The following is a 16685-nucleotide window of genomic DNA, read 5'->3' as shown; positions in this document are numbered from 1 at the left end:
ACTATTTTTTATTTACATTACTTTTTTCAATTTCAGCATAAGCTCTATAATATTTGCTCGTCCCTTTATTGGAATAAAGTTCCGATAATTCCATAACTTCAATTTTAGGATGACGCTGCAGGATTTTCTGAAACCATGCAATATCATTTTTTGTTTCCATCAGTCTCACTTTCAGCATTAATCTATTCCTCCAAGCATGGCATGTAACTTTTGATTGTACACTACATATTCCGGATAACGGATCTGTATTGCCTGCCAAAAATATGGTGCATATGCACAGCAGAAGATATCCTCTACTGTATACTGTCTGCACTCGTTTACCTGTTCCTCTGCATCTTCATAATCCCAAACGCTTGGCGTGCTGTTACAGTACAGATTAAATGCCATCCTTACCACTTTTAAGCTACCGCTTGTCTGCCATCCTTCATGTAAACATTTCGTTTTAACAGACCCCGTTTTAAAATTATAAATTCTGTCAGCATTTTTTCTGGTATCTCCATTAATACCCAGACAATAACACAATGCCTTATGGTACACATCCTGATACCGTACTTCTTGTAATTTTTCATAGTAGAATTTTTCATGTGCATCACTGATAAAAATAATGTTTTCTGCTCCTAACGCTGTACTTTTCATTTTGAACCTCCTTGAAATAAAAAAGGACCTTACCAATTGTTCTACCAATTAATAAGGTCATACTATATGTTACTTTTCTAAATTCGTGCTAGGGATTCCTCTCTTTAGTAAAAACTTAGTAAAACATCCCTACTGGTTCAAAAATATACTGTAAAATCAAGGTTTTTCAGAATTTTGCTAAGGTAGTGCCGTGGCACACGAATAAAACTTTTATCATGTTCTTATAACTCCTCTTCCTTCTCTACTGTTACAGCTGATCGTACTTGACCGCACTCCCTTTTGCCTTTTCTACCGGATACTTTGCTTCATTCTGCGACATCTTCATATTTATAATCTCATCCACATCCAGTTCCAGCTTATCTAACAGATTCTGACTATAAACCAAAACATCCGCCAACTCCTCCTTGACATGCTGCAGATCATATTCTTCATCAGACCACTGGAAGCACTCCAATAACTCTGCCGCCTCAATTACGATAGATTTTGCAAGGTTTGCTGGCGAATGAAACTGCTCCCAGTCTCTGTCCTCTGTAAATTTTCTGATTCTATCTATTGTTTCCTGCTTCATAATTAAACTTACTCCTTTATTTTGCTGCTTCTAATAACGCTTTCTGAAGTTCTGGATCACAGGCATAAATATACATTCCATTAACTCCTCGTGTCATTAAGACTCTCACTTCATGCTGAATTAGTATTTCACCAAATTTCTGTTTTGTTCCATCAGATAATGTTCTATTTCGAATTGCCTTCTCATTACAACTTTCCAAAGGATCAAATATTACCTTTCCATTACGATATTTCACAGATGGTCCAAGAATAACTCCGGCATAATTAAGATCAAATCCTTGAATTGTAAATGTTGAACCAACTTCATTTATCGTTTGCGGTTGTTCAGCCCACGCTAATCCTTTAATAGCTCTTTTTTCTTTTCTTGTAAGTTCAGACTCCAACTCCCTATTCCAAGGCTTATGCCATTTTCCAATCAGTACTTCCCAATACCTCATAAGCCTGTCCTCTGGTCTATGATTTGAGCTATATTCCCAATCATAAGTTGCAATCACCCTTGACAACATCGAATCACTTTCTTTTGCTTTTTTCTGAATCTCCACATCAAGCAATTCAGGCTTATCAAATACCTTGATGTCATATCCTCCAAATGTATCTGGAATTTTCTTTAAGCATCTCTCTTTTGTAAAGGAATCTATCCAATCCATTGTTGCAAAATCTACCTGCATACGAAGTTGCTTATATAATGCGATATGATTATTTTCCGCTTTTGCTTGGTTTCTGTACTTCTCAAGAATCTGAGATTCCCAAAACTGCTCTGTTGTGAGAATCTGATTTTCATCAAACATTACTACCGTCACACGAGCTCTATCTATAATGTCTCTCAACTGATTTTCACCTCGATATGACTGTTTGCCTTGTGTAAGAAGCAAATGCGCTTCATCAACAAATGCCACATCGATAGGATCATTTTCTGAATGATTATTGATAAAAGTCGTGGGTTTACTAACAACCTTCCCGTATTTTTCTGTCAGCCCAAGCTTCTCTGCTATTTGCTCATATACTATAATCTGTTCATCATGATTAACCAACAACTGGCATTTTAATTCTTTATTACTCTCCTCTGCCTGACAATATAATTCATAAAATGTACTACTAGTTAAAACAGTCTTTCCCGTTCCAGCTTCACCATCAATAAAAATCAGTTGCTTCGTTTCTTCTTTTTCAAGTGCCTCAGAAACTTTTTGGATAATAAGTTCCCTTGCCTCTTCCTGTTCTTTAGTTAGTTTATGAAGTGGTGACGCTTTATATATTGCTGAATCTTTTATTGCGCTTTCTGTCGGAAATAAATCTTTATTTTCTTTTCTGAGTCCTCTCCAAATTTTGCTGAATATTTCATCAAATTCTTCCATAGGGTAATAACTCGTTTGCGGATTATCTCTTAAATTATATACATGTTTCACACGCTCTACACTCATCATATAATGCATTAAGCGATTCTCTATGTCGAGCGTTAACGATTTATTGAAATGTTCATGACCTATAATAAAAAGACTTGCATTTTTTTTCAACAATTTGCTCTGCCATCCTGGCTGATTTAAAGCAGCATCATAATGCTGTCGTGTTCTCTTAAAAATATTATTTGTCTCCCCAACATATACCTCAAATGCTCCAGAATCCTGCCAATTATGAATATAAACTGTAGGAAAATCCATTATAATAGCCTGCGTTTTCTCATCCTCTGCAGGCAATGATACTGTCTCAAAAAAGTCCAATGCCTCTCGACTATCTCTAATTTGTTTAATAATTGGTTTTGCCACACTACACATTCTCGTTAGCCTCTCTTGGGTTATATATCTTTAAGTATATTCCATATTTCTTCATATTACAAATAAAATATTTCATCATATCCTTATACAGATGTATTCCATCTTTGATGTCCGCTGATACAGCCTTGACTATACTGTAGCGTTTACCATCACTCTGTATTATGAATATTCTTCATCAAAATAAAAATGGCGAAGTGCTTGTCTTAACACTCCGCCGAATGCCTAACCAATTTGAGCAAAAATGCTTGGTTGGGACTGTTTTATTATTTTATGCCAACCTACTGCATTTATACACTTAAATATCCTTTCCGATCCGCCGGAAGATTCATTGCTTTGAGACTGACTACAGCACTATTATTTTGAATCAGCGTATCATTTTCCGGTGTCGTATGTATTGTGCAATTATAAGTTCTGGAATTATGAGCACAAATATTGCGCAATACTGAAACGCCCTGTATCCGAAAAGCAAGTCTGTATATAATTTTTTACCAATACGAAAAAATACCTCTCACAACCTGCGCCCAATCAGTGATCCACTCTGCTTATGATCAGCTGCTCCACTATTTTTTTCAGGATATTGATTCCCTTTCCACTGGAATGTGAACCGTAGATGCTGCTTTCCCAGTTAAATGGAACTGCATTTTCGCCATCAAGCTCAACCTCGACTGGTACCATATTTCCACTGTCATCTTTTGTAAAAAATACTTTTTGAAGGATAGATACAAATGCATCTTTATCCGGCAGTCGGTTTACTCCGGAAATGTCCACAGCGTTCAAAGTAAGCTGATTGCAGATTGAAAAAATGATATCAAAGCCCATAGTTTTTGTCAGTACATAGTTCTTGTTATCCCATGCTTCCGGGAAAACTTCTTTATAAGCTGTAAGATAATCATTCAAAAATGTATAAATGTTGTTGTCCGTGCCCTTACATTTCCAGGAAGATGGATTCTTCATGGCAACCTTCCACCAGTCTGTGATCAGCTTTACCATTTTTGCATTGTTCAGGAATGTAGCCGGAGCTCCCTTTGGTAATCTTCCGTCACATACCTTGATCCGATCTTTCAGTACACTGTCATTTTCACTGTTCATCTTTTCCATGACACGTGCTGCCAGATCTTCTTCTTCATCCAGATCCAGGCTCATCTGACGGATCGCCATCACGTGGATAGCCGAAGGTTTCTGCTGTTTATTGTTGATACCTCCAAAAATTCCAGCCATGTCTTTTCGGCTTCTCCCAATATAAATACTGGTTGGAAATTCATACTGATATTTCTGATAAACCTCATCATTATCTTGGATTTCTCTCTCTTCCATTACTTCTTTTATCTTCTTTGCCGCATTATATGCACCTTCATTTCTATGATGTCCGTCAATCATATATCCGATAGTCGCAGCTTCCGGATCTATCAGAAAACCTTCTTCATTTGTCTCAGCTTCCGGACTGTTTAAATATTCATAAATCTGGTCCAGATGGATCACCAGACATTTAATTTCATTCATTCCTGCTACATCCTGAAGCTCATAAAAGTTGCACTGTTCTTTCAGCATGATCGTAACGGAATTCGGTGTATCGTACCGACTGCTTTTAAGATGTCCCTGTTCAATATCATCTACATTTTTCTGTTTTAATGCTCTCTGGATTCCGTCCAGATGTTCATAATTTCGAGGAAGCCTTTCTATGCATGTATTCAGAAAAGCAACGTTTGTTTTTGTTGTATACAAGCAGGAATTTGGTCCCTGATCTACATTTATTATGTAAATTTTCAGATTATTTCTCTTCTCTTCCGGAGCTTCTGGATCTCTCATCATCATTTCCAGCATGTATAAAAGTTCTGTTTTCTTTCTTGCCTGCGTAAACTCTGTTTTCTCCATTATATTATTCCTCCTTGAGGTTTTGATCATTGAGATGCGCACCTCATTTATTCATAGTTTTATGATATTGCTATTTTTGTATTTTGTCAATTATATTTTTATAAAGTTTGGGTTTTCTGAGGTTTGCACCTCATCCTAAAAAAATGGAGTATGCTTGATCACATACTCCACCAGTCACATTCCAACTTTTTATTTTTTATCCCACATCAAACCCAAATTCCACCCATCCATTTCCCCACTCTCCACGGATCAGGTAGATCATATCTTTCTGTACATCTTTTACTATATAATTTCCATCTTTTTCTTCTACTTCCGCTTCTGCTCCTGCGCCTGGATCGCTTTCTCCTGAAAGTTCTGCCGGAAATGCGGTTGCTATTACTTTTTCTGGTTTTGTGTCGAAATACAGTTCCATATCTGTAGTCCCGTCCACATTCATAACCGGGAGATCTGGCCACTGAGTGACTGCTGCACTGTCTGCCGTTTTATTCTGTTCAACCCCATCTTTATCTGCATAGCTCCAGCTGTATCCTCCGCGCGTGGCTGCTGCGCTGACTTCACCATAAGATGCACGGTATCCTATGTTCAGATACGGCAGTTCCCCGGGATCTTTTTCCGGCCAGAATTCATCGAGAATGTCCTGATACTGGTCGGCATCGGATGCTTTTCCTTCTTTGACAACTTTGATCTTTGTTACACCTGGATACTGGCCAGGATAGGATTCCAACATGATCTCGTCGCCGTAGATTGCTACGATATCGCCCCGGTTCAGGTCTTCCTCGGAGATTTTTTTTCCGTTTTTATCCTGGATATTATCGGGCATTGTCACGGTAAAAACATTTCCTGTTCCCTCTCCTACCATCAGGTGACCGTCTTCTCCCGCCGGGATATACATGGCTTCTATAGGCTTCGCTGATGAAGATTCCTGACATCCCACAAGCATACTTCCCGCCGCGATCACAATCGCTGTTAAACAACATTTCCATTTTTTCATAATTACGCACTCCTCTTTGCAGCTGATCTTTATCGCTGTTATTTACCATCCTTTAAATACTGAAATCTGATATGCTCCAATGTTTTCCGGATCTTCCAGCGCTTTCTTTCTCCATGAATTCGGGGAAAGTCCGGTGATCTTTTTAAAATTCCGCATAAAGGTAGATAAAACCGTGTATCCGACCTGCTCGGATACACTCTCCACTGAACAGTTTCCTTTCATCAGAAGTTCACAGGCTTTATTGATCCGCACCAGATTCAGATATTCAAGGGGTGTTGCATTGGTATGTTCCAGAAAGATCCTCCTCATATGCGTTTCACTTAACTCACAGCATTTGGCAAGATCCTTCGCCATAATATTTTCCATATAGTGCAGTTCCATATAATTTATCAGTTTCCGAATATAATCCATTGTATCCGAGAGCGGGGTTTCTTCCATTTTTTCCTGTCCCAGCCGGTCAAAAAACAGCAAAAGGTTCAGTGCAAGAGCCGGAATCGCATACTTGTAATTTGGCCTTTTACACTGTTCTTCCTCTATGATCATCTGCATCAGTTCTGCCGCTCTTTTATTGTTTTTTTGATCCAGCGCAAAAACTTTCTGCTCCAGGTTCTTTTTTAATTTTACGTACTTTTCCGGCACATCTGCAAAACATTTTTTCAAAATAGTATCGGAATCAACAAACAGATATTCCCACTTCTGCTTCTCATCTGCCTTTTTCTGCTCCGGACATGTCCTGTGCGGAATGTTATGAGGAATGAATGTAATGGTGCCGGCATCATAAGTAAGTTCTCGATCCGCGAGCTGCACCGTTCCCTTTCCATAATGGCAATAACCGATCTCCAGATAATTATGAAAATGCATATTGTCTGTCCCGTAAATAGTTTCCCACTTTTCCCCGGTAAGCACCAGAACAGGAATATCCCGAGAAATTTCATAATAACGATATTCTGCTTTCTGCATTTATTGTCTCCATATTCTGTAAAAATTCTCTTATGTGTTCCTTTTATTTTATTAGAATCTCTGCGGAATAGCAACGATATTTTATACAGATACTCTTCTTCTCTTGAAACCCTTATATTTTCATGCTAATATATCCAATTAGACAAAAAATATAAAAATAATAAATGGAGGAAGTATGAATCAAAAAAGTACATCTGCTCCCATAGCAGAAAACAAAATGGGCACCATGCCCGTAGGGAAACTTGTACTGAACATGTCTCTGCCAATGATGATCTCTATGTTGGTACAGGCATTGTACAATATTGTGGACAGTGTTTTCGTTGCCATGCTGTCTGAAAATGCTCTGACTGCGGTTTCCATGGCCTTTCCGCTGCAGACACTTCTGATCGCGGTAGGTGCCGGTACCGGTGTCGGTATGAACGCACTGCTTTCCAAATCCCTTGGAGAAAAAAATTTCGAAAAAGCCAACCGCACAGCCAGCAACGCTGCTTTCCTGTACGGCTTAAGTTACCTGGTTTTCCTGGTTCTTGGAGCTACGGTTGTAAAACCATTTTACGCCAGTCAGGTACATAACGCAGATCCTGAGATCCTTAAATTTGGAATCGAATATCTCAGCACAGTTATGATGTTCTCCTTTGGTCTGCTTGGACAGTTTTTCTTTGAGCGTCTGCTCACATCCACGGGAAAAACAATCTTCAGCATGACTTCCCAGCTGTGCGGAGCAGTCACCAACATCATCCTTGACCCTATCCTGATCTTTGGTCTTCTCGGTGTTCCGAAAATGGGAGTTACCGGAGCTGCCGTGGCTACCGTGATCGGACAGTGTGTAGCCTGCATCGTTGCCGGAACCTGCAATCATAAATTTAATCATGAAGTACGGCTCAGTTTTAAGGGCTTCCGTCCTGATCTTAAGATCATCAGCCATATTTACGCAGTAGGTATTCCCTCGATCATCATGCAGTCCATCAGTTCCATCATGACCTACTGCATGAATCTGATCCTGGTACAGTTCACAGTTACCGCAACTGCGGTATTTGGCGTTTATTTCAAATTACAGAGTTTTTTCTTCATGCCTGTATTTGGGCTTAACAACGGTATTACACCGATCATTGCCTACAATTATGGGGCACGCCATAGAAAGCGTATGCTTAAAACTGTCAAAGTCAGCATGTTCATTGCATCCTGTTTTACATTTATCGGTTTCCTTGCCTTCGAATTCATTCCGAAAACACTGTTGGAACTGTTCAGCGCTTCCAGTGATATGCTTGCCATCGGTATTCCCGCACTTCGGATCATTGGTATCCATTACCTGATCGCATGGTTCTGTATCATTGCAGGAACTGTATTCCAGGCACTTGGAAAAGCTATATACAGTATGATCGTATCCATCATGCGTCAGCTTTTTGTCCTGGTACCTGCCGCTTATATCCTTGCTTCCATCGGCGGACTTCACGCAGTGTGGTGGGCATTCCCCATTGCGGAAATTATCTCTCTGATCGTATCTGTAGCTTTTCTGGTTGTCATAAACAGAACGATCATTCAGAAAATCACGGAAGCATAAGAACTTCAAAGCAGATATTAACCTTCCGATTTATGTAAAAAAGACAGAAGATTTCCTGTTTTCCCTGCCGGATATCTTCTGTCTTCTTTTTATTCTGTTATTTATAGATCCGGTATCCGTTCCTTCCGGAACGTTTTACCTGATAAAGAGCAAGATCTGCCTTCTGATACAGTTCCATAAAAGTATCCCCGTCCTGCGGTGCAAAAGCAATGCCCGCGCTTAAAGTAAACGTATGACCTTCCATTCCATCCATATGGATTTCACGAATTTTTTCCTGAAGACTTTTTACCCTGTTTTCCATATTTTGACGGGAGCCAATGTTATAAAGTAAAATCACAAATTCATCGCCCCCGATGCGTCCGATCACATCCTGCTCCCGGAACTGTTTTTTCAGAAAATTTCCCAGCATCTCCAGAACTTTATCTCCCATCAGCATGCCCATAAACATCATTAACCTCTTTAAAATGATCCATATCCAGGATCAAAAAGCCATGAAAACTGTCGGGATCTTTTTTCCGTAGTATTTCATCAATCATATTCTGTGTATTCTCTTTATTATAAACACCTGTCAAAGCATCGGTCTGTGCAGACCGGATCAACACTGCCTTTTCTTTATTATTGCGCACTATGATATACAAAACCAGCATTGCTACCAAAATGCAGAAAGCTCCCATAAATATCAGTTCATATCTGGAAATAAAATCATATACCTGCTGGGCATTTTTTACAGGAACTGTGTAGCAGATCATCCAGTCATTGTATCCAATCGGCATATATGCCAGATAACAGTCTTCTTCTTTTCTTTCGCCCAGGCTGAGCTTTACCAGTCCATTGTCACCCTTTTTGAAATCCACCTGCATATCCTGGAGCGTATGTTTTCCTCTGAGATCTTTCTCTCCATAATACTCAAAAAGATTGGTTCCATACGTAATCTCCGTACTGGAAGCAGATCCACTGTCAAATGCAATGATCTCTCCATCACTGGTGACCAGAAAACTGTTTCCGGCTCCGTCAAAAAGATCATCAAACAACATATGGCTCAGTGCGGTAACATTACAGGAACCGCCAAGAACTCCAATCACCTTATCATTTTTGTATACAGGCACTCCAAGCACAACTCTCACTTCGTAGTCAACACTGCTTTCCAGCGGATCACTGAGAGTCTGTTTTCCGCTTATTGCCTCTTTGAAATATCTTCTGTGCGAAACATTCTTGGTAGCTCCATTATCATAATACGCATCCCCATTTTTGTCGATGAGCGCTACCCGTTCCAGATCTGTTTTCTCATAGATGGACACCAGACGTTCTTTATTTTCTTCGGAAAAAAGTTCTTCTGACTTTCCTACTGCAGAGGCAATTTCATTCAGATACTGATAATTGATATCCAGAATCGTCCACAGATGCTCTCTCTGTCTTTCCACATTGGTCTTTAAAGTTTTCTGAGAATTCACCTGCACAGATCTCTGCACGCACCCAAAGAAAATCAAAATTCCTGCCACAACCGCCAGGACAAAAACACTGGTTGCAGTAACATAATTCTTCAGTTCAAAGTGACTCTTTTTCATACGTTTTCTCCTGTTTTTGCCTTTTTATATTGCATGCTTTTATTTTACCATGAATTTTTATTTTTCTCATCTATTATTTAAAGGTCAGACCAATAGCCTTCAAAGTTACTCTGTCTATTCTATAGTATTTTCGGCTTTTTCCTTGGCCTGGTGCAAGGGATTTTCCTATGCATACCCAACTGACCGTGCCGCATGCAGGAGCTCACTGATCTGCTCTTTGGAAATTATAACAAAAAAACTGCATCTTCCAATCCTGAGATTAAAAAATGCAGATTTTTTTCAGCAGTATCTGATTACTGTTTTGCCCCTTTTCTGGCCTCACGCCTGGATTCCATATTGGAGACTACAATAGTACAAGCTGCATCGCCTGTAATGTTGACGGTAGTACGTCCCATGTCAAAGATACGGTCAACACCTGCAACAAGTGCAATACCATCCACCGGAAGTCCCACAGATGTAAGAACCATTGCCAGCATGATCATACCCGCTCCGGGCACGCCGGCAGTTCCGATGGAAGCCAGTGTTGCGGTAAGAACAATAGTCAGCATCTGCGGAAATGTAAGGGAAATACCATAGCAGGATGCAATAAAGATTGCACAGACACCCTGGTAGATCGCAGTTCCATCCATATTGATCGTTGCGCCCAGTGGAAGTACAAAAGATGCAACTTCTCTTTTTGCTCCAAGCTTTTCTGTACATTCCAGGTTGATCGGAAGGGTTCCCACAGAAGAAGCACTGGAAAACGCAAACATAATGGCAGGAAGCATTCCCTTGAGAAATTTTGCAGGGCTTAATCCGCCCATGGTCTTAACAATAAGAGAATACACAACAAGCATATGGACAATATAACAGATATATGCGGCCAGAAGTACCATTGCAAGAGATCCGATGATCGTCGGACCGTTTGCCGCAATGACCGGGCACAGCAGGCAGAACACACCGATGGGTGACAGCTTCAGGATCATTTCCATGCATTTCATAAAAATCTCATTAAGATCATTAAACGCATTTACTACCCGGATATTTTTTTCTCCTACCAGGATAATGGCAAAACCAAGAAGAATGGCCATCACAATGATCTGCAGCATATTTGCTTCTACCATGGGAGATACAAAGTTTGACGGGAAAATATTTACAATTGTATCCATAAAAGAAGTAGCCTCTGCTGCTTCATATGTTAGATCCGTAGTCGCTACCACCGGAAAAAGCCCTTTAAAAAGATTTCCGCCAGTAAGTCCTATGGTAACCGCAAAAGCAGTGGTACAAAGATAAAAGATAACGGTTTTCAGACCGATCGCACCAACCTTTTTGATATCACTCATGGAGATGATTCCACACATAATGGAAAAAAGCACGATTGGAACAACAATAAATTTAACGAGATTCAAAAATATGGTACCGAATGGTTTAATATAAGATTCGGCAAAATCCGCATGGCTCTGCATAAGCAGACCAGCAATGATGGCCAGTACAAGCGCAATAAAGATCTGCATGGCCAGAGACAGTTTTTTCTTTTCTTTCATTTGATCTTCCCCCTGTTTTTTATACAAAAAAAGACACTGCTCCCGTCGCAGTGTCTTCATTGACGACTCATTATAACATGATCCGACTGTAAAAACAACGATATTTTATTTATTTCTCTTTTCACTTACAATCAGCGGAACAATTTCCCCTTTTTTCACATCCACCAGGCCCCGGTCTGTCAGTTTCAGTGCCGGACTTACCGGTAAGCCCAGAGTGCCCACAGACATGATCGGATTATTATGCACATAGCCCAGATCCACAAGGCTTTTTCTTACCGCTTTCAGTGCAAGGCCGTTTTCCTCGATGGATTTCTCAGAAAGAAGCCCACATACCGGAAGTGCAAGCTCAGAAAGGATCTCTCCGTCTTTCACTGTCAGAAATCCCCCCTGCAGTTCCTGTATCCTCTTTACTGCGAGCAGCATATCTTCCGGGCAGTTTCCTGCCACAAAGAGGTTGTGATGATCATGAAAATATGTTGTTGCCACAGTTCCTTCTCTCAGGCAGGAACCTGTAAGAAATCCATACCCGATGTTCCCGTTTTTTCCGTGACGTTCCAGCACCATGGCCAGCAGGCAGCCACTGTTTTCCCAGCAGATTTTCCCGTCCTTTACCGGCATTTCCACTATTTTCTCGGTAGTCTGGGTGCGGTCCGGATGGATCTCTATGGCGCGGACCGTTACGTGCCCTTCCTGAAAAGGAACTTTCACCTGAAAATCCTTTGGAAAAACTTCCGGGATCTGTACACTCCGGTAAAAATCTGCCGGAAATTCATATCTGAAAACAGGAGGCGGCAATTGCTGCTCATCCTTCGCATAAATCTGAATACCGTTTTTAAATACAGCCTCCGGTTTCAGAAGGGAAGGATTTTCAAGAAGCATAAAATCTGCAAGTTTTCCCGGTGCGATCGCTCCTCTGTCATAAAAATGCATACGCTGACAGGGTGTATAGGTGGCACAGTAGATTGCCTGTTCTACAGGAAATCCCATCTCCATCGCTTTCTGCACCACTGCATTCAGCGGTCCCTGCTCATACAAAACGTCTGCCATCGTATCATCCGTTACAAAAGAGCAATATTCGTAAAGCTGGTTCTGACAGATATATTCCAGGATTTCGGGCTTCAGCATTTTATCCTGGATTTCAAAAAACATTCCGTTTTCAATCCGCTGCTTCACTTCCTCCAGAGTGTGTTCCGTATGATCACCGTTAATACCCAGATACAGGAATTTTGCAAGATCCAGATCCAGAAGTGACGGACAGTGCCCTTCGATCACATATCCCGGATGTTCTTTTCTCAGATATTCCAGAAACCTGCTGATCTCCAGATCGTTTTCCCGGATGATCTGCCGGTAATTCATGATTTCTCCCACACATACTACATCTTTTTCTTCCAGCAGATGCTTCATGGCGCTGCAGTCAATGACTCCGCCTGTTGTTTCCAGCTTTTCGCTGGTTGAGGGAACGCTGCTTGGAATCCCGTAAAAAATATCGATTGGTGCGTCCTTTGCTGCGGAGATCATTTCCAGAATTCCCCGAATGCCTTTGACATTGGCCATTTCGTGAGGCTCAGAAACCACCGTTGTCACACCATTTTCTCCTGCACATTTGCCAAAAAAGCCAGGTGTGGTCATAGAACTTTCAATATGCATATGAATATCTGTCAGTCCGGGGATCATATAGGATCCTTTTGCATCGATCACATTGTCAGCTTGAAAATCCGTATCCTGTTTTCTGTCTATGTAATAAAATTTTCCTTCTTTCACCGCAACATTTGCAGATATAAATTTCTTAAGATAGGAATTAAATACTTTTGCGTTTTTGATCAGCAGATGAACCTGCTCCATATCCCTTCACCATCCCTAGATAATTGAATAAAAATACAGCAGACAGACTGCCACCAGTACATACATGACCGGTTCGATCTTTTTGATCTTTCCTGCTGCGATCTTCATGACGAGATAAGCCGGAAGTGCCACACAGATACCATTTGCGATATTATTTGCAAAGATCGTAAAGGTTACACATAAAAATGCCGGAATATACTCTGTGATATCTGAATAATCAATATTTCTCATCGCACCAAGCATATTGATACCGATATAGATCAGCACCGGTCCGGTTGCCGCAGACGGGATCACCAGAGCCAGCGGTGCCAGAAACAGGGAAAGCCCGAAGAAAATACTTGTAAAAATAACGGTAAGTCCTGTTTTTCCGCCTGCCTCTACGCCTGCAGATGACTCCAGATAGGTTGTAAGGCTTGGCATTCCAAACAGTGCTCCAAAGCTTGTTGCAACTGCATCTACCTTGAAACATTTATCAATACCCGGAAGGTTTCCATCCTTATCCAGATATCCGGCCTTTGCGCCGACACCCAGAACTGTTCCGAATGTAGAAAAGAAATCCGGTACAAACAAAGCGATCAGAAATGGAATATAGGCAAAATCCAGAGCACCCAGAAAATCAACTTTCAGGAACTGATGGCCAATACCTGCCGGAAGTGCAAAAATGGATTCCGAAGCATGGGTAACGCCAAAAGGAATTCCTGCCAGAGTAGTCAGAAGGATCGTAAGAATCATTCCTCCCGGAATATTTCGTACCTTGATCACCAGAAGGATCAGAAAACCGATCACTGCTACGATCACCGATGGAGAGGCAAGATCTCCAAAAGAAAGACAGTTTTTTGCATCGTTTGCCACGATCAGTCCACAGTTTTTTGCTCCAAGAAGTGCGATAAACAGTCCGATTCCGGCACTGACCGATTGTTTCAGGCTTACCGGGATCACACGTACCACTGCTTCTCTCAGACCAAAGAAAGAGATAATGATAAAAAGAACACCGCTCCAGAAGATCACCCCTGCTGCGATGGGCATGCTTACCCCTTCATTGGTGATCATAGATGCAATGATCCCAACGCTTCCAAGTCCCGGTGCCAGAGCAAATGGACGATTGGTAAACAATGCCATTGCACAGCTGGTCACAATGATCAGAAGGATCATAACCGTCAGCGTCGTATGTTTGTCATAGCCGGCACCTGCCAGAATGTTAGGAATCGTGGCAAGTACGTATGCCATAGTTACAAAAGTTGTCAGACCTGCCAGAAGTTCTGTTTTTATATCTGTATTGAACTCAGACAGTCTGAACTGTTTTTCCAGCCAGTTTTTCATTTGTTTTTCCCCCTTGATATGATGATAGAAAGTATTGTAAAATACCCATATCAGGAAGTCAAATTCATATTATACATAAAAATTATGCCAAAATGGAATAGTCGGAGGAGTCTATGAATTACCATGAACTGCAGTATATTCTCTGCATCGCAAAACATCAGAACCTTACAAAAGCTGCTCAGGAGCTTTATATTTCTCAGCCAACCTTAACCAAACATCTCCAGAAACTGGAGCGGGAAATGGGAACCAAACTGTTCAGCCGAAGTGGAAACAGCTATACGCCTACCTTCGCAGGCCGCAAATACATGGAATATGCCCGAAAGATCCTGCAGATACGGCAGGACTGGGAAAAAGAACTGAAAGATCTTACAGAAAATAATGAAGGGGAACTGAACGTAGCTTTCCCTCTGATGAGGAGTACCTGTATGGTTCCTCAGATCATGACCTCTTTTTTTCAAAAATATCCCAAAGTAAAGGTTAATATCCTGGAAGAAGCCTATTCCATCCAGGAAAAACTTCTTCTTAACGATCAGCTTGATTTCGGCATTTTTAACGAGGTTCATGAACACCCCAAGCTGGAATATGAGCTTCTGAAAAAGGAAGAGATCCTTCTGATCATGCCGCCGGATCATCCCCTTGCATCTGCCGGCAAGGCATCCACTCACAGCACATACCCGAAACTTGATCTCTCCCTTCTGGCAGAAGAGCCTTTTATCCTGCATTTTCCGGAACAGACCACCGGACAGCTTTCACTGGAAGCTTTGAAAGCTGTCCATATCAAACCCTACGTACCCATCCAGAGCCGCAACACAGAAACCTGTGTCAAGCTCTGCATGCAGGGACTTGGTATGTGCTTCACTCCAGAAACCTATGTCCGAAATATGGACCTCCCTGTAAAACCAGCCTGCTTTTCCGTTGGTGAAGATGGCGTTTTCAGCACACTGACTATTGCATACCGAAGAGGTACCTATCTTCCTCAGTATGCCAGGGATTTTATCTGTACTGCAAGGGAGGTGTTGTAGGATTAAGTAAGTATTTCTCTGTAAAAAGGCTCCCACCGCCTGCTATGCTCTGCGAAGTATTGATGTCAGCTCCATATTTCCTGACCAGCTATCTTGATTTTTATTTTTCAACATGGATATTTTTATCTGGTTTCAGTGAAAATATTTTTATAACCGCCATTCTATAGTATTTTCCGGTTTTTTCCTTGATCTGGCGCAGGTTTTTTCCTCTGCATAGCCCACGGCCAGTGCCGCATAAAGTTCTCCATTCAGCCATTCGCTCAGCTCTTTCTGTGCAAAAAATGTATCACAGATCCACAGGCTTCCAAGACCAAGTTCTGTAGCGGTAAGTGTCATATTTTCAATGGCTGCACCTATGGACTGTGCATTGCAGATTTCCGATACACGTTCATCCATAGTCAGTATCTTATCAAAGGATGCCGCAATTTCATTTACAACAAAAATAACCACCAGAGCCTGTCTCATGATCTGAAGAGTATGCTCCGCACCGGTTATATATGGGCTGCTGTCTGGAAACCGGCATGTCTTTGTATTTTCGGATACTTCTTCTGTTCTTGATCGCTTCCTGCATTTTTGCCTCCTGATTTTTTTCCCTGTAGTTTTAACCAAATCAAGTAAGTCCCCTGCTTCAATTGCGAAAAGCAATAAGCAGTGGGTGGGGACTTGCTTGTATCAGGATGAGCGCAAGCTCCTCCTGATAAACTGCGGAGCAGTTATTTGGTTATGAGCAAGTAGCGAAGCGGATTGCGAATATCCGCTTGACTTTTCCATCTTCACATAATCGAAGAGAACGAATGAAAGAAAGGAAGTTTTGTCGCATCGCAAAACTCCCCTCACTCTACATCCACACCATGTTTCTGGCAAGATTCATCATGGTCTGCATTCCTTCTTCATCCTGCGGTGCTTCCTCTCCATACAAACCATGCACCATGTTCCAGTATGTAGAACCAGCAACCGGCATCTGTGCAATTCCGAAATATTTATTCAAACCATCCAGCGCTGCAGTTGTTCCGCCTCTTCTTAGGATATATGGTCCAAAACATGCAAAAACTTTTTT

At 41.3% G+C, this 16685-nt stretch carries 15 protein-coding genes and 1 pseudogene; 2 read left to right on the top strand and 14 right to left on the bottom strand.

The features are described 5' to 3' along the window. Position 1: 1 nt before the first annotated feature. The 7 genes from AC04Q6_RS15115 to AC04Q6_RS15085 form a co-directional block, all read right to left on the bottom strand. On the bottom strand, positions 2–178 hold the full coding sequence (locus tag AC04Q6_RS15115; RefSeq protein ID WP_178087517.1) for a hypothetical protein: 177 nt from the start codon (positions 176–178) through the stop codon (positions 2–4). After that, positions 178–636, bottom strand: coding sequence for a DUF6075 family protein (locus AC04Q6_RS15110; protein ID WP_055066383.1), 459 nt, complete (start codon positions 634–636; stop codon positions 178–180). The genes AC04Q6_RS15115 and AC04Q6_RS15110 overlap by 1 nt, the downstream gene beginning before the upstream one ends. A 247-nt stretch (positions 637–883) precedes the next feature. Next, positions 884–1204, bottom strand: a complete 321-nt coding sequence (locus AC04Q6_RS15105) for a nucleotide pyrophosphohydrolase (RefSeq protein WP_021976872.1) — start codon at positions 1202–1204, stop codon at positions 884–886. Between the two features lie 16 nt (positions 1205–1220). Continuing rightward, entirely contained in the window at positions 1221–2972 is a 1752-nt protein-coding gene (locus tag AC04Q6_RS15100) for a DUF2075 domain-containing protein (protein ID WP_021976871.1), read from the bottom strand. 525 nt (positions 2973–3497) lie between these two features. After that, positions 3498–4844 (bottom strand): DGQHR domain-containing protein, encoded by a 1347-nt coding sequence (locus AC04Q6_RS15095; RefSeq protein WP_178087516.1) that lies wholly within the window; start codon positions 4842–4844, stop codon positions 3498–3500. 196 nt (positions 4845–5040) lie between these two features. Further along, positions 5041–5835, bottom strand: coding sequence for a hypothetical protein (locus AC04Q6_RS15090; protein WP_118071602.1), 795 nt, complete (start codon positions 5833–5835; stop codon positions 5041–5043). Between the two features lie 42 nt (positions 5836–5877). Further along, entirely contained in the window at positions 5878–6795 is a 918-nt protein-coding gene (locus tag AC04Q6_RS15085; RefSeq protein ID WP_118071601.1) for a helix-turn-helix domain-containing protein, read from the bottom strand. Between the two features lie 175 nt (positions 6796–6970). Here AC04Q6_RS15085 and AC04Q6_RS15080 point away from each other — a divergent pair, with 175 nt between their 5' ends. After that, positions 6971–8356 (top strand): MATE family efflux transporter, encoded by a 1386-nt coding sequence (locus tag AC04Q6_RS15080; RefSeq protein ID WP_118071600.1) that lies wholly within the window; start codon positions 6971–6973, stop codon positions 8354–8356. Between the two features lie 97 nt (positions 8357–8453). Here AC04Q6_RS15080 and AC04Q6_RS15075 read toward each other — a convergent pair whose 3' ends face one another. The 5 genes from AC04Q6_RS15075 to AC04Q6_RS15055 form a co-directional block, all read right to left on the bottom strand. Further along, complete coding sequence (locus AC04Q6_RS15075) at positions 8454–8798, bottom strand: diguanylate cyclase domain-containing protein (RefSeq protein ID WP_476389763.1); 345 nt, start codon at positions 8796–8798, stop codon at positions 8454–8456. Next, positions 8776–9921, bottom strand: coding sequence for a cache domain-containing protein (locus AC04Q6_RS15070; RefSeq protein ID WP_476389762.1), 1146 nt, complete (start codon positions 9919–9921; stop codon positions 8776–8778). The genes AC04Q6_RS15075 and AC04Q6_RS15070 overlap by 23 nt, the downstream gene beginning before the upstream one ends. A 293-nt stretch (positions 9922–10214) precedes the next feature. Continuing rightward, complete coding sequence (locus AC04Q6_RS15065) at positions 10215–11444, bottom strand: dicarboxylate/amino acid:cation symporter (RefSeq protein ID WP_118071598.1); 1230 nt, start codon at positions 11442–11444, stop codon at positions 10215–10217. A 105-nt stretch (positions 11445–11549) separates the two neighbouring features. After that, positions 11550–13286: an adenine deaminase C-terminal domain-containing protein gene (locus AC04Q6_RS15060; protein ID WP_118071597.1), complete on the bottom strand. Its 1737-nt coding sequence runs from the start codon at positions 13284–13286 to the stop codon at positions 11550–11552. Positions 13287–13301: 15 nt separating this feature from the next. After that, entirely contained in the window at positions 13302–14606 is a 1305-nt protein-coding gene (locus AC04Q6_RS15055; protein WP_118071596.1) for an NCS2 family permease, read from the bottom strand. A 113-nt stretch (positions 14607–14719) separates the two neighbouring features. Here AC04Q6_RS15055 and AC04Q6_RS15050 point away from each other — a divergent pair, with 113 nt between their 5' ends. Beyond that, positions 14720–15628, top strand: coding sequence for a LysR family transcriptional regulator (locus AC04Q6_RS15050; protein ID WP_118071595.1), 909 nt, complete (start codon positions 14720–14722; stop codon positions 15626–15628). A gap of 147 nt (positions 15629–15775) precedes the next feature. Here the strand turns inward: AC04Q6_RS15050 and AC04Q6_RS15045 are convergent, their stop codons facing one another. Both AC04Q6_RS15045 and AC04Q6_RS15040 read right to left on the bottom strand, forming a co-directional pair. Next, positions 15776–16237 carry a nitroreductase family protein gene (locus AC04Q6_RS15045; RefSeq protein ID WP_242997107.1) on the bottom strand — a complete coding sequence of 154 codons (462 nt, stop codon included), beginning with the start codon at positions 16235–16237 and terminating at the stop codon, positions 15776–15778. A gap of 232 nt (positions 16238–16469) precedes the next feature. Then, a pseudogene (locus AC04Q6_RS15040) lies at positions 16470–16655 on the bottom strand (flavodoxin family protein); the annotation flags it as partial. Positions 16656–16685 lie beyond the last annotated feature (30 nt).

It is taken from the genome of Blautia sp. HA9023, from assembly GCF_056504095.1.
The sequence above is the reverse complement of the archived record's forward strand: the minus strand, read 5'-3'. Positions and strand labels throughout refer to the sequence as shown.